The 22345-nt window shown below is 43.0% G+C and carries 21 protein-coding genes; 15 read left to right on the forward strand and 6 right to left on the reverse strand.

Translation table 11 applies throughout. The features are described 5' to 3' along the window. The first annotated feature begins 338 nt into the window (after positions 1-338). Positions 339-1406, forward strand: coding sequence for an HD-GYP domain-containing protein (locus tag VM640_RS01490; RefSeq protein WP_325389201.1), 1068 nt, complete (start codon positions 339-341; stop codon positions 1404-1406). A 74-nt stretch (positions 1407-1480) separates the two neighbouring features. Here VM640_RS01490 and VM640_RS01495 read toward each other — a convergent pair whose 3' ends face one another. Further along, positions 1481-3616 (reverse strand): thioredoxin domain-containing protein, encoded by a 2136-nt coding sequence (locus tag VM640_RS01495; RefSeq protein WP_325389203.1) that lies wholly within the window; start codon positions 3614-3616, stop codon positions 1481-1483. Between the two features lie 1580 nt (positions 3617-5196). On the opposite strand from VM640_RS01495, the gene VM640_RS01500 reads away from it, so the two are divergent. From VM640_RS01500 to VM640_RS01525, 6 genes are all read left to right on the forward strand, one after another. Next, positions 5197-5433, forward strand: a complete 237-nt coding sequence (locus VM640_RS01500) for a DUF6199 family natural product biosynthesis protein (protein ID WP_325389205.1) — start codon at positions 5197-5199, stop codon at positions 5431-5433. Between the two features lie 140 nt (positions 5434-5573). Next, a complete protein-coding gene (locus VM640_RS01505) occupies positions 5574-6077 on the forward strand; it encodes a hypothetical protein (protein ID WP_325389207.1) in 504 nt (167 codons plus the stop codon). A gap of 265 nt (positions 6078-6342) precedes the next feature. Further along, positions 6343-6633, forward strand: a complete 291-nt coding sequence (locus VM640_RS01510; RefSeq protein ID WP_325389209.1) for a hypothetical protein — start codon at positions 6343-6345, stop codon at positions 6631-6633. Between the two features lie 147 nt (positions 6634-6780). After that, positions 6781-7122: a hydrogenase maturation nickel metallochaperone HypA gene (gene hypA / locus VM640_RS01515; protein WP_325389211.1), complete on the forward strand. Its 342-nt coding sequence runs from the start codon at positions 6781-6783 to the stop codon at positions 7120-7122. After that, positions 7123-7803: a hydrogenase nickel incorporation protein HypB gene (hypB, locus tag VM640_RS01520; RefSeq protein WP_325389213.1), complete on the forward strand. Its 681-nt coding sequence runs from the start codon at positions 7123-7125 to the stop codon at positions 7801-7803. 183 nt (positions 7804-7986) lie between these two features. Further along, positions 7987-8421 carry a hypothetical protein gene (locus tag VM640_RS01525; RefSeq protein ID WP_325389215.1) on the forward strand — a complete coding sequence of 145 codons (435 nt, stop codon included), beginning with the start codon at positions 7987-7989 and terminating at the stop codon, positions 8419-8421. 173 nt (positions 8422-8594) lie between these two features. Here the strand turns inward: VM640_RS01525 and VM640_RS01530 are convergent, their stop codons facing one another. Genes VM640_RS01530 through VM640_RS01545 form a run of 4 tightly spaced genes read right to left on the reverse strand, consistent with a single transcriptional unit; the run spans position 8595 to position 12346 of the window. Continuing rightward, positions 8595-9101 (reverse strand): HyaD/HybD family hydrogenase maturation endopeptidase, encoded by a 507-nt coding sequence (locus VM640_RS01530; RefSeq protein ID WP_325389323.1) that lies wholly within the window; start codon positions 9099-9101, stop codon positions 8595-8597. Between the two features lie 2 nt (positions 9102-9103). Further along, a complete protein-coding gene (gene cybH / locus VM640_RS01535) occupies positions 9104-9688 on the reverse strand; it encodes a Ni/Fe-hydrogenase, b-type cytochrome subunit (RefSeq protein ID WP_325389217.1) in 585 nt (194 codons plus the stop codon). 17 nt (positions 9689-9705) lie between these two features. Beyond that, a complete protein-coding gene (locus tag VM640_RS01540; RefSeq protein ID WP_325389218.1) occupies positions 9706-11268 on the reverse strand; it encodes a nickel-dependent hydrogenase large subunit in 1563 nt (520 codons plus the stop codon). 1 nt (position 11269) lies between these two features. Beyond that, positions 11270-12346 carry a hydrogenase small subunit gene (locus VM640_RS01545; protein ID WP_325389220.1) on the reverse strand — a complete coding sequence of 359 codons (1077 nt, stop codon included), beginning with the start codon at positions 12344-12346 and terminating at the stop codon, positions 11270-11272. A 291-nt stretch (positions 12347-12637) separates the two neighbouring features. Here VM640_RS01545 and hypF point away from each other — a divergent pair, with 291 nt between their 5' ends. The 8 genes from hypF (at position 12638) to VM640_RS01585 (ending at position 21604) form a co-directional block, all read left to right on the forward strand. Continuing rightward, on the forward strand, positions 12638-14932 hold the full coding sequence (hypF, locus tag VM640_RS01550) for a carbamoyltransferase HypF (protein WP_325389325.1): 2295 nt from the start codon (positions 12638-12640) through the stop codon (positions 14930-14932). A 1-nt stretch (position 14933) separates the two neighbouring features. Further along, positions 14934-15164 (forward strand): HypC/HybG/HupF family hydrogenase formation chaperone, encoded by a 231-nt coding sequence (locus VM640_RS01555; RefSeq protein WP_325389222.1) that lies wholly within the window; start codon positions 14934-14936, stop codon positions 15162-15164. Beyond that, on the forward strand, positions 15148-16239 hold the full coding sequence (gene hypD, locus VM640_RS01560; RefSeq protein ID WP_325389224.1) for a hydrogenase formation protein HypD: 1092 nt from the start codon (positions 15148-15150) through the stop codon (positions 16237-16239). The genes VM640_RS01555 and hypD overlap by 17 nt, the downstream gene beginning before the upstream one ends. Continuing rightward, positions 16239-17231 (forward strand): hydrogenase expression/formation protein HypE, encoded by a 993-nt coding sequence (hypE, locus tag VM640_RS01565; RefSeq protein WP_325389226.1) that lies wholly within the window; start codon positions 16239-16241, stop codon positions 17229-17231. The genes hypD and hypE overlap by 1 nt, the downstream gene beginning before the upstream one ends. Before the next feature lie 263 nt (positions 17232-17494). Then, positions 17495-17884 (forward strand): MFS transporter, encoded by a 390-nt coding sequence (locus VM640_RS01570; RefSeq protein ID WP_414647866.1) that lies wholly within the window; start codon positions 17495-17497, stop codon positions 17882-17884. 466 nt (positions 17885-18350) lie between these two features. Further along, positions 18351-19031, forward strand: coding sequence for a cobalamin B12-binding domain-containing protein (locus VM640_RS01575; RefSeq protein WP_325389228.1), 681 nt, complete (start codon positions 18351-18353; stop codon positions 19029-19031). Then, entirely contained in the window at positions 19024-19725 is a 702-nt protein-coding gene (locus tag VM640_RS01580; protein ID WP_325389230.1) for a GntR family transcriptional regulator, read from the forward strand. The genes VM640_RS01575 and VM640_RS01580 overlap by 8 nt, the downstream gene beginning before the upstream one ends. Before the next feature lie 55 nt (positions 19726-19780). After that, positions 19781-21604, forward strand: coding sequence for an ASKHA domain-containing protein (locus VM640_RS01585; RefSeq protein ID WP_325389232.1), 1824 nt, complete (start codon positions 19781-19783; stop codon positions 21602-21604). Between the two features lie 196 nt (positions 21605-21800). Here the strand turns inward: VM640_RS01585 and VM640_RS01590 are convergent, their stop codons facing one another. Then, positions 21801-22334 carry a hypothetical protein gene (locus VM640_RS01590; protein ID WP_325389234.1) on the reverse strand — a complete coding sequence of 178 codons (534 nt, stop codon included), beginning with the start codon at positions 22332-22334 and terminating at the stop codon, positions 21801-21803. Between the last annotated feature and the right edge of the window lie 11 nt (positions 22335-22345).

The following is a 22345-nucleotide window of genomic DNA, read 5'->3' on the forward strand; positions in this document are numbered from 1 at the left end:
AACTCTAAGTGCAACCAGCGGTTTTCGCTTTCCTACGATGCAAGTAGTTAAGTCCGGCAGGATAAGGCGACTAAGGCCATCGCTTTGGCGCTGGCCAAGTCTTCTTTATCGCAAAGCTCGGCGAAAGCCGGGTTTTCTTTATCGGTTTTAAAGAGAGATTACGAAAATAGGCCTTAAAGTCTTATTTTTAAAGAAAATAATAGGACTTAAGGGAAAATATTTAAGATTTAGTCAAAATAAAAAGGAAAGTAAGACAATTTAGCGAATTTAAAGGTTTTAGAACTCTCCATTTTTCCAGATTACTATTACGATCTGAAAGGTTTGGGTTATAAGTAGAAATGCGTTTAATTAATATAAAATATGTTGAAGCAGGAGAGGTTTTGGCTCGCCCAATCATTAGCTCATCTGGAAATATCTTGCTACAATCGGGGATTACCTTGATCCCGAGTTATATTGATCGCTTAATCATGATGGGGGTAGATGTCTTATTTATCGAGGACGAACAGTTTGAGGATGTGGATATCTATACTGGTGTCTCCACACAAACCCGAGAAGCTGCGTTTTCAACGTTACGGAATTTAAACCATTTTGTTAATGAAGATCAACTTAACACTGTCGGAGCAGAGAAGATTCAATCAGTAATTGAACAGATGATTAATGATCTCCTATCAAGCCACGATATTCTGAGCAATATTACCGAAATACGTGATTATGATGATTATACCTATCGTCATTCCATCAATACAACGGTAATTGCACTCCTTATAGGAATTGCTATGGGGTGGTCAAGTCCGAGACTGCTTGAACTCGGAATGGGCGTTATTATGCATGATATTGGGAAAGTAAAAATCCCCCAAGAAATACTCAATAAGAAAGGGCCTTTAACAGAATTAGAATTTGAAGAAGTTAAAAAACATACAGAGTATGGATTTAAACTGTTACGAAGTAATCGGGATTTCAGCTTGCTTTCAGCACATATCGCGTTTCAACATCAGGAAAAATGGGATGGAACAGGCTATCCGCGTGGACTTAAGGGAACTGAGATTCATGAATATGGGCGAGTTGCAGCCATTGCCGATGTTTATGAAGCTTTAACTAGTAAAAGAGTCTATCGAGAAGCGATGCAGCCTCATGAAGCGTATGAATATGTTATGGCTCAGAGAGGCACCCATTTTGAACCCCGAGTTCTTGATGTTTTTGCAAAGAGTGTTGCAGTCTATCCTTCAGGTTCGGGTGTGAGGTTAAGCAATGGGCAACGAGGAAATGTGATTCGCCAAAACCACAATTTTCCGACTCGGCCTTATGTCCGTGTGACCCATGAGGGGGATATTAGATTACTCCGTCCTATTGACTATAATTTAGCGGAGCATCCGTCGCTCATGATTGTCAATGTCGAGAACAAATGAGAATTTAGAATAAAGAGATGATCAAAAGGGCTAATCGTTTTTGAAGAATGCTTAACCCTTTTGATTTTTGATATTTATGATTTGAGCAGAATGTAAAGCTCTCCTGGATCTTCGACAGGTTTCTGGCAGGTAAAGTTTTCGCAAAGATAGGCCAAAACTTTATTGGGGTCGAAGGGATAATCCTGAACCCAGGGAAGGAGTTTCCCAAGTGTCCCTTCATGATATAGGAGCGAGGAATAGGGTAAAAACTCTGCAAAAAAGGTTTGCCTGAGAGAAGGGATTCCTGCATGATTCAGGGGACCAACAAATAGAAGTTCTTGACTGGGCTGGAGTGCGAATTGAAGGGCCTGAAGAAAGGCGGTATAGCCAGCGGGATAGGTGGAGAGGGCGGAACGAAAAGAGAGAAGCTGCTTTTCAGCTCGGCTTTCCCAGCGATCTTCCCCGGTGAGACGGGCGAGTCGAAGAAGGTTGAGAGCAGTGATCGAGTTACCGGATGGGAGTGCTCCGTCATATATCTCTTTGGGTCGAATGAGAAGTTCTTCGGCATCCGAACCGGTGAGATAGTACCCCCCTGCTTCCTCGTCGATAAAGAGAAATTCCAGCTGTTCTTGGAGGGACAGAGCGGTTTTCAAGTAGATTGATTTTCCACAAGCCATGTAGAGTTCTAGCAGTCCCCAGATGAAAAATGCATAATCATCAAGATACCCTAGATAAGCTGCGTTCCCTTCGCGAAAACGGGCTAGGAGTCGTTCCTGAGGATAGAGGTTTTTTAAAAGAAATTGCACAGCTTGCTCAGCGGCTCGGATATATTTTTCTTCACCTAAGATTTGGCCGCCTTTGGACAGGGCGGCAATCATGAGCCCGTTCCAGGAGGTTAGAATTTTATCATCTTTGTGCGGATGAACCCGTTTTTCCCGAGAATGCCAGAGCTTTTGGCGATCCTCTTCCAAAATGGCCTCGAAGGCTTCTGGGTTGAGGTTATGTTTTCGGGCATGTTCTACTGTGTTTGCAGAGCGCAAACTCGGGATGGACTTGCCTTCAAAGTTCCCGCCCGGCGTAATATCGAAAACCTCACAAAAGAGAGCGGCACGTTCTTCTCCGAGAATAGTAGCGACTTCTTCGGGGGTCCAGACATAAAATTTGCCCTCAACGCCTTCGGAATCGGCGTCTTCTGCTGAATAGAAGCCACCCCCGGGAGACGTCATATCGCGAAGAACATAAGCAAAGATTTCTTGGGCTTTTTGTGCATCCTGTGGTGCCTTTTGCGATTGATAGGCTTCTAAATAAGCGATAGCAAGCAGCGCATTATCATAAAGCATTTTTTCAAAGTGAGGGACAAGCCATTTTTGATCGGTAGAATAGCGGGCGAATCCGAAGCCAATATGATCATAGATTCCGCCTTTTCCCATAGAATCGAGGGTTTTTCGGATCATAGCATCCGCTGGGCGCTCAGGATGATCTTTCGCATAACGTAACAGGAAGGTTAAGTTATGCGGGGAGGGAAACTTTGGGGCTTGGCTAAAACCGCCATAATGAGAATCAAAATTCTGGGCTAAGGCTTGATAAGCCTGTTCAATCAGTTCACTTGCCCATGATTGGAAATCGGAGGAGGCGTCTCCGACAGTTTGAGCTTTGAGAAATCCTTGAAGTGCTTGAGAATCTTGAGATTCGTGTTCTCGGGGAGTGGACTCTTCACGTGAGGTAACCGCCTTCACGATTTCTTCTGCAGATTTCCGGAGTTTACCTTCATCTTTTTCCCATAGTTCTCCGATTTGACTGAGGAGGTCCATGAGCCCGGGCCGTCCATAACGGCTGTGTTTGGGAAAGTAGGTTCCAGCGTAAAAGGGCCGCTTTTCTGGGGTCATAAGTACTGTTAAGGGCCAGCCTCCTGAACCGGTCAAGGCTTGGCAGAATTCCATATAAAGGTGATCGATGTCTGGTCGCTCTTCACGATCGACCTTAATGGCAACAAAGTAGCGGTTGAGCAACTTGGCGACTTCTGAGTCTTCAAAGGATTCGCGTTCCATCACGTGGCACCAATGACAGGTGGAATATCCAATACTTAGAAAAATGGGCTTATTGTCCTTTTCTGCTACTGCGAAAGCTTCCTCATTCCAGGGATACCAGTCTACGGGATTATATGCATGTTGCAAGAGATACGGGCTTTTTTCGTTAATTAGTTTATTTGCTTGTTTGCTAGTATGGACCATAGCAACCTCCATTTTGTTGGATATTCTACATGACATGCTATTAGTATGTGTAAATGCGGAATATTTAATAGACATGTAAATATAATGTTGGAATATTCAGTGAAGAAGATTGAATTGGTGTGATTTCATAACTGTTCGTGTATCTATTTTTTGTGGACTGGCATTACCTACAAAATAATGAAAAATATCATTACAATCAGTGAGGAAGAATCTGCCCCAAAAGAGAACAATGCAATCAGATAGCATAAAATCTGGTGACCTTATATACAGCCGTTTATTAAAAATTTTATACCTTGTGTGAGAAAAATCAGCTATGACTAACCGGTTGACTCTTTACCGAAGAGTTCTCGACCGACCATTTGTCTCGTACAACGCCGAAAGAAAAAATCCCTTGACTTTGAGTTAACTCAAAGTGCTAGACTGAATTTCGATGGGGTGAAACCATATGACGATTGCAGATGGCAGAGAACAGAGAAATATGGACAAATCAAAAAATGTAAGTGAAAGTGTAATCTTCCCGATAGGTGAAAAAAATAGCCCTTCCAGCAAATGTGGTTAATTTACCAGAAGGGTTATTCTTCTTAATTATAGATTTTGATTAATGATCAATAGACCAAAGTAAAATTATGTCTTTTCGGATCCAGGATTAATCGAACGATAAAATTATTTGTTATAAATATACGATACAGGAAGGAATTCTTAAACAAATAGTGAAATGTACTGAATAAGCTATATAACAATAGTGTTTAAAGAAGCTAATGAAATCCTAAAATCCTTATAAATTGTTGTAATTTATATTGGATATTATGGGGGGCGATGAAACGATTTGAAAAACAATATTCTACGATTTTTGATCGTTTTTTTACTATTTTACTTTTTACTGTATCTGTTTTCAAAAATTACAGTAGGTGACGACCCGGTAAAACAATGGAATGGAATAGCGATAGTTGTTTTTCTGACCTATATTTCTATCCCTTTATTTACAATAATCATAGGCGAACGACGCTAAAAATTGCGGCATACCATTTGTCTACAGGAATTTTCACTGGCTTTTAGATCCTTTCTTCAACTAATTTATGGCTATTTTGCCCCGGTTTGTTTCATAAACTTCCCTTTAATAAGGTTTTGAGCATATTATTTATTAACTGTTCCTGATTGACAAAAGGAAACTTGGGGTTAGTGATTATCAGAGACACCAGACCGTGAAGTCCCGCCCACATGGTTTGGTTTCTGATCCAGTTTATAATTATCTTGAGGTTATAACATGTTTTGATAGAGCATGCAGTTTCAGCTTGTTCATGTTATTTAATGGAATTTTAACAGGTAATTACTAATAATTGTAGAATAGGATATTAGAGTAAAGATAATAGAGATTTTATTGTAGAAGACAAAGAGAAGAAAAAAATTAAAACGATCATATAAGGGATCTACAACAGGTGAATCTCTAGCTGCTTTTAACCCCTTACCATTGCCGAGAAAAGCCCCTAGTATTAAGTGTGATCTAGGTGAAAAAGTTATTGTAGTATCCGTCGAGTAAATTGAGTATTTTGAATAAGAAAGTAAAGTGAGGTAGGGATTGAATGAATCCGTTCAATGTCATAAGTGTTTTAGAGACTTTGTTCTTTATCGCATGGATCGGAATTGCCCTTACTAATGCTATAAACCCATACTGGGCTTGGAAAATAACAGACAGTTGGAGAGCCACAAAAGAACCTCCTCAGTCGTATTTCTTTATTCGGCGTATAGGAGGCATAGTGTTCTCAGTTATTGGAATCGGTTTTTCCGTTCTCGTACTAACTATGTATTGGAAGCGGTAGCTAGAGAATACATTTCAGGGTAGAGTCGTTTCCAAGTGAAAAAGTATAAAATTTGATATTACGCTACTAGAGTGGTTGGTCCTTTAAAGGCTAACTCCCTAGAATTATGTTCTAGGAGAAAACCAAAGGAGGAATTGACCTTGCATAAAATAGCTCAACTTTCCTGTAAAATTCTTGGTCTTTACACAATAGTAAACAGTATAACTGGTTTGTCCACAATCGTACTCATGCCTCAAGGAACACCAGGCATTCTAAGGATGATATTTCCCAGTATAGTCCAAGCGATAGTTGGTTTGTTACTGTGGCTATTTGCAGATACCATAGCAAGCCTAATGATAACCCAAGACAATGTAATTACACACGTTCCCGCACCTACAAAAAACACTGGTCACCAAATAGCATTCTCTGTCCTCGGTTTGTACTTTATCGGAACTGCATTACCAAAGCTAGTCTCAGCCATTTTAACTGTCTTATCTACTCCGCCCCAAATACAAATTGCACAACCTTCAATCACATATCGATTATTAGTAGAGTCAATCATCCAATTAGTTGTAGGCTTGATAGTTTTTCTGGGGTCTAACGGCTTAGTCGGTCTATTAAACACCCTGAGAAATGCAGGTCTCCCGAAAGATAACATTGAATAAACTAAGAGTTGATAACGTAGATGAGAAGAAGGTGAAGACAATGTTTTTTAAAGGTGGGGTAAAATTGGAAAGTAAGGATTTGAAAGTAGTCCTAAACTCCATCATGGGCATTCCTCACTTCAAAGTAGGCGACACACTCTCTTTAGTAAAACAGCCCTCTCACAGTGGGTTGTGACTAGAGCAGAACAGCGTATTGAGTATTGAAGCTAAAGTCTCGCTGATGCAGCAGAAGTTGTCCTATTTCTTCTATTGGGAGGAAGGTAAAATGAACAATAATGTAGCAATAATTGAGGAAGTTTATGATATCGTTTTACATGAAGTACCATCATCTCTTCACAGATGGGGTAGAATAGTGTGGATTCAAGACATTGAAGTTGGGGCTAAGGGTAAATTCCTGTTTTTTGAAGATGGGGTTTCCAAAGTTACTAACCTTAGCCGGATAACGAATGTGATAAGAACCTTAAACAGTTTAGAGATTCATACGCAAAGGAGTATTTATAAACTGAGGATTTTGACGGGTGAATCATATAGAACTGTAGAAAATCGTATGTTCTGAAGGACATTCACCGGAACTGTCGAAATATCTTTGATAAGAAGACGAGCTAGTATACATCTTAGAGTTGCCGAGAAGACTTGCCTTGAACATAGACTGGAAATTCTATGACACGTAAGATAGTTGTTATCTACGCAGAGGAGGTATGATGTGCACGAAATGTCCTTGATGGGAGGAGTATTCGAGGTTATTGAAAAGATCCTTCCTCAGTATGATGTAAAGCGAGTACTGCAGGTTAAACTCAAAGTCGGAGAACTCACGAATGCAGAACCGGATGCCTTGCTTATGGCATTTGAAGCTTATAGCAAGGATACCCTATGTGAAGGAGCGGAGCTGATCGTGGAGCGCATTGCTTTGCGCGGTCGCTGCCGAAATTGTCATCATGAGTTTACCGTGAAAACGATGATTTTTCTCTGTCCAAACTGCGGTGATACCAGTATTGAAGTGATTCAAGGAGAGGAACTTTTAATTGAGAGTCTGGAGGTTGAATAAATGGAATCAAGTCGTCGTCAAATTGAAGTGATGGCTAATTTACTGGGTTCAAATGATGTGCAGGCTGAAGTAAACCGTGCCCATTTTCGCAAGCATCATTGTTTAGCCATTAATGTTATGGGCTCGCCGGGAGCAGGAAAAACGTCACTTCTAGAGAAGTCTTTGCCCCATTTATGCGCGGATCTGCAGGTGGGGGTTATCGAGGGAGATATCTTTACAAGTAAAGATGCGGATCGTATTGCCGTTTACCAGGTTCCGGTCATTCAGATTAATACGGGTGGCGATTGCCATCTTGACAGTAAAATGATAAGTAAGGTTTTACCGGAATTTGATTGGAAAGCCATGGATCTCATGGTTATAGAAAATGTCGGTAACCTCGTTTGCCCGGCTGACTTTGATTTAGGAGAAGCATTTAGGGTCATAGTTTTGAGTATTGTGGAGGGGGATGACAAGCCAGCCAAATATCCCGTGATCTTCCGCAATGCTAAAGCAGTTGTGTTAAATAAGATGGACCTTGAGGCGTTGACTGACGTGAATATGGAGAACATGAAACATGATATCCTAGCCATAAATCCGGACATTCAGATTTTTGAGGTATCTTGTCGTAATGGAAATGGTCTTCAAGCATGGATCAGTTGGTTAAGTCAAGAAGTCAAGGGCTATCAGGAAAATATGATTTGAGTCTTTAATAGCCAATCAGCCATCGAAACCTTTTTCAGACTTTGTTAATACAATTCCTTGAATCCGGGGGTAAATCAAGCCAAGAAATCAATCACAAACTTCCCATGTCTCGACGTCGTACTTACTTAATACTAGTTAATACCTAATTGATAACCACTCTAATGCAGAAGAGGGCTGATGTTCTTGCTAAATGTCAAGTTTACAAAAATCCGAACCCAAGCTTTACACGGAATTCGCCATTTCCTAGATTTAATGATCTTGGTTCTCCTCATTCTGGGAATCATGAGCTTTGTAGGTAAGTGGTTGTTTCCTCTTTTTATCCATATGAATGGTTTCTTTGATTCCTTCTATCCGATGATCGATCAACTTTTTCTGATCATTGTTATGCTGGAAATTGCCGATGTCCTCCACAAAGTTTCCCCAGTCCGCCTCATGGATATCTTGTTGACCATTCTGGTGCGAAAGATTATTGTCATCCAAGAAAATAACGTGCTGTGGCTCGATGTCAGTATGTTCGCCCTCGTAGCCGTGGTTCGTCTAGCCTGGACCAAATGGATTTCCGGTTCAAACACATATTGTTCAGATAGTGAACAAACCGATGAGCGTGAAATGAGATAGCAATTTTTGGTATTGTGTAGGAGCCGCCATGCAGTTGGAGGCTTCAAACCAGTTAATTAAGACCATTGTTTATATTAGACAAAAGACACAAAGAAGTACATGGTTAATGTACTTCTTTGTGTCTTTTGTCTAATATTTAATAAATCATGTTATCTGATTTCCAAACGGGGTCTTTAAGGGTTATCAGACTGAAGATCCGAGGTAAATTTCCCTTCGCGCTGTATGGAGTCAATCTCATTCAGAACAAATTCGGTAAGGCGGGGAAATAGAGCTTGGATTTCCGGGCTAATGTCCATTCCCCATTCTAAACTTTTGGGCTGAACACCAAAAATTAAGGTTTGTGGGGCCTGCCCGAGTACTTTGGCCATGGCAAGTACCTCAATAATTCCGATTTGGTGAAAGGAAACTTCGTACTGTTCAGGAAAAACTTGAAGATCCCCTGGTTGAAAGCGAAACAGTGCTCCTGGCTCAGTCTTCGCGTTGACTGCGTCAACAATGATCAGAAAGTCGACTTCTTGAATCTGATAAATGAGTTCAAGTCCAGCCGTACCGCCTTCAAGCAATTCCACATTTTCAGGAAGAGGTTTTTTAGCCAGTTCATCCAAAAAGCGAACTCCTAAACCTTCATCAGATAAGAGGATGTTTCCTACCCCCATTACCATAATTCGAGGTGAATCCATCATTACATTTCCTTCTTTTGTTGAGTTTTCCCCAAAAACATCAGCAAGAACATTTCGTAGGCTTCCGTGAAGACGAGATAAACATGGACGGCGATAATCGCGATAAATAGCCACATGACAACATAATGAATTCCGCGAACGGCAGCAAGTCCTCCAATAGAGGTCGCTAGACTACCCAATTTTTCAGGTCGATAAAGAATCAAACCGGTAATGGCCTGAAAGACGGTGAGGAGGGGCAACGCAAGATAGGCTAATTTTTGAAGCGGATTATATTTCCCGGTCCTGGGATGCTTACCCATAAACAGATAATACTTGATTTGAGGCCAAAACGTTTCAATATCTTGTTTCGTCAGGAGAAATGTGTCATAGTCTTTATATTTGCCCAAAATAGCATAATAAAAACGGACAATCCCATTAATGATCAACAAATACATAAAGATAAAATGGAGATTACGGACTAAATTCATGGGTACTCCAGGGAAGGGAGAATGAATCAGCAAACCCGTAGTAATGAGAACCAGAAAATTAATGAGATTGATAAAGTGACTGAGACGGTCAAACAAGGGGTGGTCGAGTGGATTTGCCATGAATTTTTCCTCCTTTTCTACCAGCCGATTTGGTATTTCTTGATATCGTTGGTTACTGGATCGATCAGGTGGATTGCACAAGCAAGGCAGGGATCCAAGGAACGGACGACCCGGACGACGTTGACAGGATTATCAGGGTCGGGAACAGGTACGCCGATTAAGGCTTGTTCAACCGGACCACGAATTCCTTGATCATCTCTTGGCGAGAAATTCCAAGTCGTTGGAACAACCATTTGATAATTCGCGATTTTATGATCTTCGATTTTTATAAAGTGGCCGAGTGAACCCCGAGCAGCTTCAGTCATGCCTGCACCCTGCCCAGTGGCTGGAGCGTCCCAATGCTCAGTATCATGAATCCGGAAATTCTTCAATCCCATTTCTTTCTCAAGGGCATCGCACCAATTTAACAATTCTTTAGAGAGAAGAAGGGTTTCATAAGCACGTGCAGCATGCCGTGCTACGGCACCAGGTTTGATATTATACTTTGTCAAAATATCCATGAGGCCTTTCGGCTTCATCACGAGCATACGCGCAAGAGGTCCGACTTCCATCGGCTTTCCATCGTAACGCGGGGCTTTTACAAAGGTATAGGCATCCTTTTTATCAAGATCAGGGATCGTATCCTCAGTATAGGGGGTTTTGCCATTTGCGCTTGCTTTATACCACGAGTATTGAACATCTTCAGTGATTTTAGCTTCAGAAATAGGTAAGACCTTGTTTAAATCACCATCCATCAGGATGCCTGCTTTAAGAAATAAATCTTTTCCTTCATCGTCTCGGGCATAGCCGCCATACGAAAGATAGTTGGGGCTGCCTCCACCGATACCTGCCTGAGCTAAGGGCAAAAGGGGACCCGTACCAAAGGTTAACACATCGGTTAAATAGACTTTTTCAATAAAATCAATCTGTTCTAGGAGCAGGGAACGATATTGTTCGACTGTTTCAATGGTAGGAAGCATTGTTACGCCACCCACGATAATCGAAGATTGGTGGGGCTGTTTGCCGGCAAAAAGAGCGGACATTTTCTTGGCTTTGGCTTGCATTTCCAAAGCTTTAAGATAGTGGGCGACAGACATCGTTACCAACTCTGGATCATTGACACTGAACTCATCCGGTTTGTAGCGGGGTGTTAAAGGGGCTGTATCTCCTGCTGCAACAAGTTTTAGGACCTTATCCTTAACGGCAAGAAGACCGGCGTCTTTTCCTTGATATTGAGCAATAGCCATGATATCGATGTAATCGAGGGCACTTAAGTGATAGAAATGGAGCACATGGTCATGCAACCACATCGCACCAATGATCAGGTTGCGGATAATTCGTCCGCCCGCGGGAACTTTTGCGCCAAAGGCTGCGTCCAAGGCTAAGGAAGATGCCCAGCCATGCGCTCCTGCGCAAACGCCGCAAACCCGTTCTGTGACATACGTTGCATCTCGGGGATCACGGCCACGGAGCATAGGCTCAATTCCACGGTACATCGTTCCGATGACATGGGCATCAGAAACTTTGTTATTCTCAACTTCTACTTCAATCCGTAAGTGTCCTTCAATGCGTGTTAAGGGATCGACAACGATCTTTGCCATCTTACATATCCTCCTTGTGGCCTTGCTTTTTCAGTCTACCGCTCGCGGCTGTGGCAATTAAGTGCACGCCGATACCTACTGCGGCAGCCCCTCCGACAGTTTTTCCAACGGTATCAGCATTAACCTGACCAATGCCCGGCAACTTAAAGTTTTCTTGTTTTGAATATAACGGGCTAAATTCTTGGTAAAAGTTTTTTTCAGAACAACCTGAACAGGGAGAGCCAGCATTAATACAGAAGTTGGTGTTGTCATTCCACCATACTTGGGCACAGTCAGTATAAGTCTTCGGACCTTTGCAGCCTTTTAAAATGAGGCAATACTCTTTTTGAAGGGGGTCGTTCCAATCGGTGAGGTATTCTCCGTTTTCAAAATGACCGCGCCGTGGGCAGTTATCATGCAACAACGTTCCGTAGAATGCCAGTGGGCGGTTTTGTTGATCAAGCGGCGGAACCTTCTGATAGGTCAAGTAATAGAGGATAGTACCCATTAAGGTTGTGGGTTTGACAGGACAACAGGGAAGATTAATCAAGGGGGTACTAATCCCTTCTGCTTTAAGGATTTCTGATACCCCGACGGCGCCTGTTGCACAAGCACCAGGAATTCCCCCCCCTTCGGAGGCACAACTCCCTACGGCGATAATCACCCGAGCTTTTTGGGCAGCCTCGATCAGGGTTTTGCGGAAAGGTTTTCCTCCGACCATACAATAACGGTCTTCTTTGGAAGGAACGGAACCCTCTACGACAAGGATGAAATTATCCTTGAGTGCTTCTTGATAAGCTTCTTCGGACTTATTTCCTGATCCGGCCATAATGGTTTCATGATAACGGAGTGAGATCATGTCGAGAATGAGTTCGGCTGCCGATGGATTCAACGAGGCAATTGTTGATTCTGTGCATCCTGTACAATCCATACCTTCCAACCAGATAACTGGGGGTTTTTCTAGTGCTTGTTCCATAGCATTGGCCGCTTGCGGGACAAAAAGCTCAGGTAATCCAAGTGCCGCAATAGTTGCTCCAATTAACTTCATGAAGTCACGGCGAGAAACCCCTTTGGCGTTGAGTAAATTTAAATTCCCCATAATTAGTAGAACACCTCCTGAATATGTGTTAACTCTAGCTTGTGAAAGTTAGAATAATGAGAATCTTCTTATACTTATCTTTTTTCTATTCGTGGCAAAAGCCAATTTCCCTGCTTGTTGTAGAAAAATATTCCGAGATGCTCTAGAAATTTAATGTTTCGATTTAATTGTATTTCTATAATCTACTAAATAATTATCATATTCCTTGAAGAACATAGAGCATTGCGTGTAGAATAGTAGGTATAATTTAGAGAATTAGGGGGGGATGCGATGAAAGTTGGTCGAGATGCTATGAAGCGAGAGGCAAAGACTATTTTCCTTAATGGGATTGTTCAGGGAGTAGGTTTCCGACCCTTCGTTTTTAAGCTTGCTAACGAAATGGAAATTAAAGGGTGGGTGCATAACTCAAGCCGTGGGGTAACCGTCCATGCTGAAGGGTATAATCTCGACTTGTTTGATAATCGTTTGCTCAATGAAGCCCCTCCTTTGGCTAAAATTGTGACCATTCGATCAGTGGTTAGTGAATGTAAAAACTATGAAACGTTCGAAATAGTTCAGAGCGAAGTGGAGCAAGAGGCAGATGTCTTCATTTCGCCTGATGTAGCAACATGTGAAGATTGTCTGGAAGAGATGGCTGACCCTACGAACCGACGTTACAAATTTCCTTTTACTAATTGTACGAATTGTGGCCCTCGCTATACGATTATCCGGGACGTACCTTATGATCGCTCGCAAACAACCATGTCTGATTTTCCAATGTGCGAATTCTGTTCGGTAGAATATCGAAATCCTTGGGATCGGCGTTTTCATGCTCAACCGATTGCCTGCCCTGAATGTGGACCGAAAGTACAACTTAGGGATGCACAGGGGCACTTGCTCCCAGGAATTGGTGTAGATCAATTGGCGCAAGGTGGGATTATTGCTGTCAAAGGACTGGGAGGGTTTCATCTTGTTTGTGATGCTCGCAATGCGCAAGCTGTACGCCGCTTGCGTGAACGGAAAGAGCGGGGGGCAAAGCCTTTTGCTCTGATGGCACGGTCGGTCGTGAAAGCGTGTGACGAGGTAGTTATAGGCCCTGAAGAAGAAAAATTGTTACGGAGTACGGCTGCCCCTATTGTTGTATTAGAACGCCAGCTTAAGCTCGCCAATGTTTTGCCAGAAGACATAGCACCAGGTATTCATACGCTAGGAATCATGCTTCCCTATACGCCACTACACCATCTTTTATTCGATGGACCGTATGATTTTTTGGTTATGACGAGTGCCAATCTCAGCGGTCGCCCTCTTATTTACAAGAATGATGAGGCTTTGGCAGGACTAAAAGGAATTGCTGACTATTTCCTGATCCATGACCGCGATATTTATCACCCGTGTGACGACTCGGTTGTGCAAGTTATTGGGGGCGAGACGGTTTTTTTGCGGCGAGCCCGCGGCTATGTTCCGTTACCGATTCTGATGTCGGCTATTCAGGTCAGGACTCCGCTTCTCGGGGTGGGTGGAGAACTTAAAAATGCCTTTTGCCTGGCCTCGGGGAGGTGGGCTTTTGTGAGTCAATACCTTGGCGATATGGAAGGATATGAAAATCTCCAACGTTTTCATCAAGAACGTGAATCCTTTCAAAGAGTTGTCAACATTACCCCCCAGGCGCTGGCCTATGACCAACATCCTAACTACCAACTGACGCGATTTGCTCTGGAACAGCCTTTGCCTAAATATTCCGTACAGCATCATCATGCTCACTTAGTGAGTGTGCTGGGAGAATGGGACAGAAATGAGCCTACCTTAGGGATTATTTGTGATGGAACTGGACTTGGGGAGGATGGATGCATTTGGGGATTTGAAGTTCTGTATGGAAATGCCTCAGGCTTTAAGCGCAAAGGTCATCTCGAATATTTACCGCTTCCGGGTGGGGACACTGGTGCCAAACACCCTTTGCGTATTGCTTATGCTTATCTAAAAACCCTTTTTACCGAGGAGGAGTGGGATACGACGGAATCCCTTTGGACAGATCTTTCGGTAGATGAGCGTCAGATCTTAGATCGCCAACTTGAAACAGGAATTCAAGTTTTCCAGACGTCGAGTGCTGGACGGCTTTTTGATGCCGTGAGCGGATTGCTGGGTGTTTGTCGAAGGGTAACTTATGAAGGACAAGCCGCGATTGAGCTGGAAAGCGTTGCCATTCGTTTTAGTCAACAACACCCTTTAGAAGACGTGGAGTGGGAGGAGAACGTTAAAAGACCGTATCCTTATGAAGTGAGAGTGGAGAACGCACAATGCATCCTCAAAGTGGGGACGCTTTTGGGAGAACTCGTTCGTGATTTTCTCTGCGGAGTAAGTCAGGGAGAAATTGCGTATCGTTTCCATCGGACAATCGCTCATGCTATAGTAGACCTAGCAATGCAATTGCAGGTAGAGAAGGGCCCCTTGGTTTTGAGTGGCGGGGTCTTCCAAAATAAGCTTTTAACTGAAGCAGTCCTTAATCTATGCCAAGATAAGGGAATTGAAATCCTACGTTCTCGAACACTCCCTCCTGGAGATGGCGGACTTGCCTTTGGTCAACTATTAATCGCAAATGAGGTGTTATAAGATGTGTTTAGCGATTCCTGCTAAAGTTGTTACACTGGATGGATCAATCGCCAAAGTAGATATGATGGGGAATGAACGGGTTATCAGTATCGACTTGGTCCCAGAGGTTAAAATCGGGGAATTTGTCTTAGTGCATGCAGGCTTTGCCATTGAAATTATTGATGATGAGAGTGCACATGAAACTGAAGAACTTTTGTTGGAGGTAGCCGACGCCTATGATGAAGAGAAGTAAGGATCTTGTGGTAAAGGCTGATAACTATCTCTTAGAAATCAAGGCTTTAGCACAGAGTCCGTTTACCATTATGGAAGTCTGTGGAACGCATACCGTTGCCATCGCTAAGAACGCACTGCGTGAGTTGTTGCCGGACACGGTTCGTCTAATTTCCGGACCAGGTTGCCCAGTATGTGTGACTGATAACAGTGATATCGACCGCTATCTCTATTTGGCCGCCCAACCGAAGGTGATTACGGCAACCTTTGGAGATATGATGAGGGTTCCGGGGACGGATAAAAACCTCCAGACGTTAAGAGCAGAAGGGGCGGACGTTCGCATAGTCTATTCAACCCAAGATGCCTTAGAGTTAGCCCGCCATAATCCGAACAAAGAGGTTGTTTTTCTGGGAATCGGCTTTGAAACGACGGTCCCTACCGTAGCAGTAAGTATAGAAACGGCGAAAAAGGAAGGAATCGTAAATTATAGCGTCTTATCCATGCACAAGGTTGTTCCCCCAGTCTTGAGATTATTGGCAGAGGATGAGGAACTCGTTGTCGATGCCTTCCTTGATCCGGGTCATGTTTGCGCCATCATCGGCATCGAACCGATTGAGTTTATGGCCAAAGACTATGGCAAGCCTGGTGTTGTAACAGGGTTCGAAGCCCTTGATATTTTGGAAGCTGTTGTTATGCTTCTAAGACAGCATGATGAGGGACGTTCAGAAATTGAAATTCAATATAAAAGAGTTGTCAAAGCTGAAGGAAATCCTCATGCTCAATCGATCGTTGAGCGGGTCTTTGAACCTGTTGATGCTTCTTGGCGCGGCATAGGGCTAATTCCTCAAAGCGGTTTGGCTATTCGTGAAGAATTTTCATCGTGGGATGCAGCCAAGAAATTTTCGCTACCGATTTTCCATTCTAAAGAAACCCCGGGTTGTCGTTGTGGAGAGGTCTTAAAAGGCCTTATAGATCCCACTCAATGTCCTTTGTTTGCCCGCCATTGCACACCAATGACGCCCGTAGGACCTTGCATGGTGTCTTCAGAAGGATCTTGTGCGGCCTATTATCGTTACTCACAGGGGAGTGTGAATTGATGGAACGCATTATGATGGCCCATGGAAGTGGTGGACGGCTAAGTCATGAATTGATTAGCACCCTTCTTCAAAAACACCTGGGTAATCTCTACTTGGATCAAATGAATGATGCGACAGTTTTGCCCGGAGGAGAGCAGATCGCCGTAACGACCGACTCGTTTGTAATTTCTCCGCTGTTTTTTCGAGGAGGAAATATCGGCAAGCTGGCGGTATGTGGTACGGTCAATGATCTAGCGGTCAGTGGAGCTATTCCTCAATTTTTGACCTTGGCGCTTATTTTAGAAGAAGGTTTTCCCTTGGAGGAATTAGAACAGATTATTAAGAGTGTTGCGGAGACGGCTGTCCGAGCAGGCGTTAAAATCGTTTGCGGTGATACGAAAGTTGTGGAACGTGGGAATGCGGATAAGATTTTCATTAACACAGCTGGAATTGGCTATATTACGAATCGTTTAGTTGGCCCTGAGCACATTCGGCCCGGTGATGAGATCCTAATTACTGGAACGATTGGAGATCACGGGATTGCCATATTGTCAGAGCGAGAAGGAATTAAATTTCAAACCCCAGTCGTAAGTGACTGCGCGCCTTTAAATAGACTTATTGATGCCTTTTATCAACCGGGAGTAAAATGTATGAGAGACCCTACCCGTGGTGGTGTGGCGACAACGTTAAATGAATTGGCACACCAAGCGGGTGTAAGCATGCTTTTGGAAGAAGTGAATCTCCCCCTCTTACCAAGTGTCGAAGGTGCCTGTGAGATGTTAGGTCTTGAGCCCCTTTATTTAGCCAATGAAGGAAAAGCCTTGGTCATCGTGGCGCCTGAAGTTGCGGAGGAAGTGCTTCAGAATATGCAAGCTCACCCACTTGGCCGATTCGCGGCTCGTATCGGGCGAGTTCAAGAAGGAAAACCCGGACTTGTTCTGCTAGAGACCCCTCTCGGGGGAAAACGGATTGTTGGCATGCTTGAAGGTGAACACCTTCCCCGTATCTGTTGAAGTTGTAATAATTTTGTAACCATTAATCTTGAAATGTGCTTGAAGCCCTTAGACGTAAGACTTTGAGCACATTTTTGGGACAGAAATTAATAAAGAATAGTCTGAAGAAATACCTTTATACCTAATATTCCAAAAATTATGATTGATAGAAAAAGAAAACCGTGATAATATTTTAATAGATAGACATGACTAGACAGGTATAACATATTAAATTAATAAGAAGGGAGAAAGATTAAATTGATCATCATTGGCGAAAATTCTTCATCTTTGTCTGTATTGCCCGATTATTCCTGGGACTTTTGTACTCCACCCTTGTCGCCCTCTACTCCGATGTCGTAACGTACGGGGAATGGAAGACCGGCCAAAACGCGAATTCCTTTATCATGGGCCTGATGAACATATCGCTGAAAACAGCGATCATATCGCGCAGCACCGTGATTCCGTTCGTGCTGGCAGCCGCAGGCTTCGTCGCAGGAGCCAACCCGGCTACCGCCTCCATACAGCTTAAAGATGCGGTCAATAACGTATTCCTGTTTATTCCGGGAGTCGTGGCCTTGGTTGGCGGATTGATCCTTGCTGTAGGCTATCGCCTGACCCGAGAAAAACTGTTACAATACCAAGCGGAGATCGATGCCAGAAAAGCAAGTGTTTAAGCAGCAAAACGTTAGGATAACTAAATTTATTAAACTTTAACAAACGATTAGAATTGATCACGGCGATACTTGCAGGAGCAGGATATGTTGCCAATATGCAACCCACACAACGATTGATCAGCGGTGTAAAAAATGGAATTTATGGTTATCTTCATTGTCTTCCTTTATAAAATCACACCTCAAAACCTTGATAAGATGCAAAAGGAAATTGAATCGAGGAAAGCAGAGGCAACTGCTGGTCAGGCTCAAGCAAGCGCAAAATAAGCGAGTTAAGAGATGATTGCGGTCATCTCTTTTATTTCTCCTCCCATCAATTGTGATAAGCTAACAATTAGCAATTTTTTCTAAGAAATACAAATGTGAAAAATTTTTTATAATTTACTGCATTTGATGAAAATTTTTGTATAATCAAGGAAAGAGATTATTATAATTTAGCTTAAAGATCACTAAATCGTTGGAGGGTCACATGCAAGATTTAAGAAAGATAAAAGAAAAGCTTATTGAACTGATCGTGAATTTAGAAGAAGAATCCGTGACGAAATTGGCGAATGAAGCTCTTGACGCAGGAATGGAGCCGATACGTCTTTTGGAGATTATTGCCGAGGGCATGTCTAAGGTCGGTAAACTATACGAAGATAAAGAATATTTCATTGCCGACTTAATCATGGCTGGAATCATTTTTAAGGATGTTTTGAAATTAGAGCGCATGCAAGCATATTTCCAAAACATAACTGTCAGTAAGAATGCCAAAGTCCTCATTGGGACGGTCAAAGGTGATATCCATGATATCGGTAAGGATATTCTGAAAGGAATGTTAGAAGCGAGCGGTTTTGAAGTGATTGATCTTGGGGTCGATGTTCCTTGTGAAACCTTTGTGGCTAAGTTTGAGGAATATCATCCTGATATTGTTGGACTGAGTGGTGTGCTGACGAGTACTATTGACACCATGAAAGAAACAGTTGACGCGTTTGTGAGTTCTGGGAATCGAGATAAAGTCAAGATAATTTTAGGGGGAAGTCATCTTACCGCAGAGGCCTGCCAATATATAGGTGTGGATAACTTTGCCTGCGAAGTTTCTGTTGGCGTGAGAATATGTAAGGAATGGATGCTCTCCAGGAATGGAAAGGGAGTATCAAATCATGACTAGCAGTCCGGTTTATCTTAGAGTATTTGAAGAAATAAAAGAAAAAATTAACTGCTCGGAACTTAAACCGGGTGATATCCTTCCTCCCGAATCCGCTTTATGTAAACAGTATGGGGCGAGCAGAGCGACAGTCAGAAATGGTCTTGCGCTTTTATTCAATGAAGGATATATATATTCGATTCCTGGTAAAGGGAACTTTGTTCAATCTCCCCAGTCTAATAAATATACCGTTTATTATGATGAAATGAGCAACATGATTAGTAGTGTGGATGATACCAAACTCCTCGAAGTAGACATCATTTCACCGGAAGAATATCTAGCCAATCTATTACAGATGAGCAAATCAAAGAATGTTATATTAATTCGTCGACTGTTCTTTAATGATGGGGAACCAATTGCATATGACGTCAAATATTTACCTTACGTCAAAGGGATGCCCATTGTCGAGAAGGAAATAGAACAGGCAACTCTTCCAGAAATGTTGTCTAAAGATATTTCCCCTTTTGCGATTAAGCGACATATCAGGATTCAGGCTCAAATACCAAATGAAGAAATGAAAAAACAGCTGAGAATTAAAGAACACTTAGCTTTGTTGGTAGTTGAGCAAAAACTTTTTGACAATGATAATAAACCTATCGGTTATGGAATCACATATTTTAATGGAGATTACATTAAACTAGAGGGAAGAAGTCAGTAGAGAGCTCCTTCCGTAGATTGAGGCTGATTTTTAGAATCTGGAGGAGTGAATCAGAGTGGTTAAAGTTACATTTTTACCAGCCAATAAAAGTATAGAAGTCGCTGAAGGAAACACCATTTTCCAAGCGGCTTTGGCTGCCGGAGTTCAAATTGAAAGTGCCTGTGGGGGAAGAGGAACGTGTGGAAAATGTAAGGTGCAAATACCACCCGAAGATATTGATTCGAAAGCTGATTCTGGAGAAAAGTTCTTAAGTGAGGTCGAGCGAGCAGCGGGCTGGGTTATGGCTTGCAAGTATGTAGTTAATGAAGATTTAACGGTGAAGTTAAGTGAGCAAAAGGATGCCTATAAACGAAAGACGGGCCTTGAAGAGCTGAAAACGATCGAATTAGCCCCAAGCATTCGTAAATACAAACTCCAGCTCAGTGAACCCACGGTAGAGGATCAAACTCCGGACTGGGAACGTCTTGTTGCAGCTTTGCCCAATCGTGAAGTACGGTTCAATTATCGGATCGCCATGAATCTGCCCCAGGTCTTACATCAAGCTGGATTCAAAGTGACTGCGGTACTCGACGGGGATTCCGTACTGACGGTGGAGCCAGGTGAGACGCTCGAGCATTGCTATGGACTGGCTATCGATATCGGCACGACGACGGTAGTCGTTTATCTGATGGATCTCAATAAGGGTAAAGTTGTCGATAGCGGGGCGGTAACAAATCCCCAGCATGTCTTTGGTGCGGATGTCATTTCTCGTATCACTTACGCTGCGAAAGGGCCAGAACAGCTTCGTCAGCTTCAGACTCAAGTGATGGATGGGCTGAACGGAATTATCGCTCACTTATGTCAAAACAAGGATATAGGCAAGGACGAAATTTATCAAGCAGTCGTTGTTGGAAATACGACGATGAGTCATTTGTTCCTCGGTATTGATCCCACCTATCTAGCACCTGCGCCGTTTATTCCGGTATTCCGAAAAGCGGTTCAGGTTGAAGTGCGGGAATTGGGGCTTAATATTCTGGAAACAGGTAATGTCGTTGTTTTACCCAATGTGGCAGGGTATGTTGGCGCAGACACTGTAGGTGTGATGCTGGCAGCTAAGGTTGATCAGCTTCCAGGTTTCACGTTAGTCATTGATATTGGTACGAATGGGGAAATGATTTTAGCGGGTCAGGACCGGATTTTAACCTGCTCGACAGCAGCCGGTCCCGCTTTTGAAGGAGCGGAAATCAAACATGGCATGCGGGCAGCTGAGGGAGCGATCGAGGGTGTATTAATAGCGGAGGACGTACAAGTGGTCGTTATCGGGGGCACGAAGTCGCAAGGAATTTGCGGTTCAGGGTTAATCGATGCGGTCGCTGAAATGGCCAAATCAGGGGTCATCAATTTGACGGGACGATTGGCGCTCAGACCGAAGGAATTGGAGAAATTGCCTTCCTTACTTCAAAAACGTTTACGCAAAACGGAACAGGGTGGGGAGTTTGTATTGGTCTGGTCGCAGGATACATCAATAGGAGAAGACATCGTCCTTACGCAAAAAGATATCCGCGAGTTACAGCTCGCCAAAGGCGCGATGAGGGCTGGAGTCCAAATTTTAATGACGGAGATGGGGATTAGTCAGGAACAACTGGACAGCGTTCTTCTTGCTGGGGCTTTCGGTAATTATATTAAAAAAGAGAGTGCGCTGGGGATCGGCTTACTGCCGCCGTTACCGATTGAGCGAATTAATGCGATTGGTAATGCCGCAGGTGACGGGGCTAAAATGGCCTTGCTTTCAACCGTGGAAAGAGCGCGAGCCACGAAATTAGCCGATCACGCAGAGCACCTTGAATTATCGACACGCAAGGATTTTCAAGAGCAGTTTATTAAAGCTTTGTCATTTTAGGAGTTTTAAAGTTCGAAATTAAGGCTGCGCATTCATGCGCGGCCTTAAAATATTTAAGCGGCGTGTCGTGTAAGTGATATACAGACAGAATACATTATATAAGCCGGGATGCTGTAACATCCCGGCTTATATAACTAGCCGCAATGCGCGGCATTTTTAAGAAGAGCAAGAGGCTCCCTGAAAGGGTGGGACTCTTTCAGGCGGACACTTTGAGTGTGAATCCTTCATAGATAACTTCTCTGTTTTCTATAGCGATGAGTTCGTCGGTCTTGATGAGCTCGGGAATTCTTTCACTATGAAAGACATTGCTGTTCAGCAAAATTTCCGAGACGAATTGCGAGCAAAAGTAGTGGTTTTTCCGTTGTATCAAGGGCTTGTTGAGTAGAATGCCGAACAAACCTAAGAAATTATATCTATACTTGTCTTGTTCGCTTTGGAATTTTTCAACTTGTTCTTGTAGTAAAAAAAGCTGCTCCACTGTTACTCGAATTCTGTATATAAGGCACTCACATTGAGAGTCCTTGTAAACTCCTTCATACAGGTTCTCTACGACAAATCCACCGGAGAAAGGGTTGTCGGGATTGACTCTTCCAAAGGAATACATTTTGGTAAAACTGTTATCAAAGCTAATGGATGAGTGCGCGTATTTCATTTGCGAAACAGTGCTGATGAGTTTTGAAAGCCAAGTTCCGGTCTTTGTGAAAACAAGGTAAATATATTTGGAGCTCATACGAACTTAAT

Source organism: Desulfitobacterium sp. (genome assembly GCF_035539115.1).
Lineage (GTDB): Bacteria > Bacillota > Desulfitobacteriia > Desulfitobacteriales > Desulfitobacteriaceae > Desulfitobacterium_A.

Excerpts from the sequence above, each read along its gene's own strand:
- VM640_RS01580 (WP_325389230.1), top strand. The coding sequence starts at position 19,024 with ATGACTAGCAGTCCGGTTTATCTTAGAGTATTTGAAGAAATAAAAGAA.
- VM640_RS01530 (WP_325389323.1), bottom strand. The coding sequence starts at position 9,101 with ATGGATTCACCTCGAATTATGGTAATGGGGGTAGGAAACATCCTCTTA.
- VM640_RS01545 (WP_325389220.1), bottom strand. The coding sequence starts at position 12,346 with ATGGGGAATTTAAATTTACTCAACGCCAAAGGGGTTTCTCGCCGTGAC.
- VM640_RS01590 (WP_325389234.1), bottom strand. The coding sequence starts at position 22,334 with ATGAGCTCCAAATATATTTACCTTGTTTTCACAAAGACCGGAACTTGG.
- VM640_RS01495 (WP_325389203.1), bottom strand. The coding sequence starts at position 3,616 with ATGGTCCATACTAGCAAACAAGCAAATAAACTAATTAACGAAAAAAGC.
- VM640_RS01510 (WP_325389209.1), top strand. The coding sequence starts at position 6,343 with ATGAACAATAATGTAGCAATAATTGAGGAAGTTTATGATATCGTTTTA.
- hypF (WP_325389325.1), top strand. The coding sequence starts at position 12,638 with ATGAAGCGAGAGGCAAAGACTATTTTCCTTAATGGGATTGTTCAGGGA.
- VM640_RS01500 (WP_325389205.1), top strand. The coding sequence starts at position 5,197 with ATGAATCCGTTCAATGTCATAAGTGTTTTAGAGACTTTGTTCTTTATC.
- cybH (WP_325389217.1), bottom strand. The coding sequence starts at position 9,688 with ATGGCAAATCCACTCGACCACCCCTTGTTTGACCGTCTCAGTCACTTT.
- VM640_RS01490 (WP_325389201.1), top strand. The coding sequence starts at position 339 with ATGCGTTTAATTAATATAAAATATGTTGAAGCAGGAGAGGTTTTGGCT.
- hypD (WP_325389224.1), top strand. The coding sequence starts at position 15,148 with ATGATGAAGAGAAGTAAGGATCTTGTGGTAAAGGCTGATAACTATCTC.
- VM640_RS01555 (WP_325389222.1), top strand. The coding sequence starts at position 14,934 with ATGTGTTTAGCGATTCCTGCTAAAGTTGTTACACTGGATGGATCAATC.
- VM640_RS01540 (WP_325389218.1), bottom strand. The coding sequence starts at position 11,268 with ATGGCAAAGATCGTTGTCGATCCCTTAACACGCATTGAAGGACACTTA.
- hypE (WP_325389226.1), top strand. The coding sequence starts at position 16,239 with ATGGAACGCATTATGATGGCCCATGGAAGTGGTGGACGGCTAAGTCAT.
- VM640_RS01575 (WP_325389228.1), top strand. The coding sequence starts at position 18,351 with ATGCAAGATTTAAGAAAGATAAAAGAAAAGCTTATTGAACTGATCGTG.
- hypB (WP_325389213.1), top strand. The coding sequence starts at position 7,123 with ATGGAATCAAGTCGTCGTCAAATTGAAGTGATGGCTAATTTACTGGGT.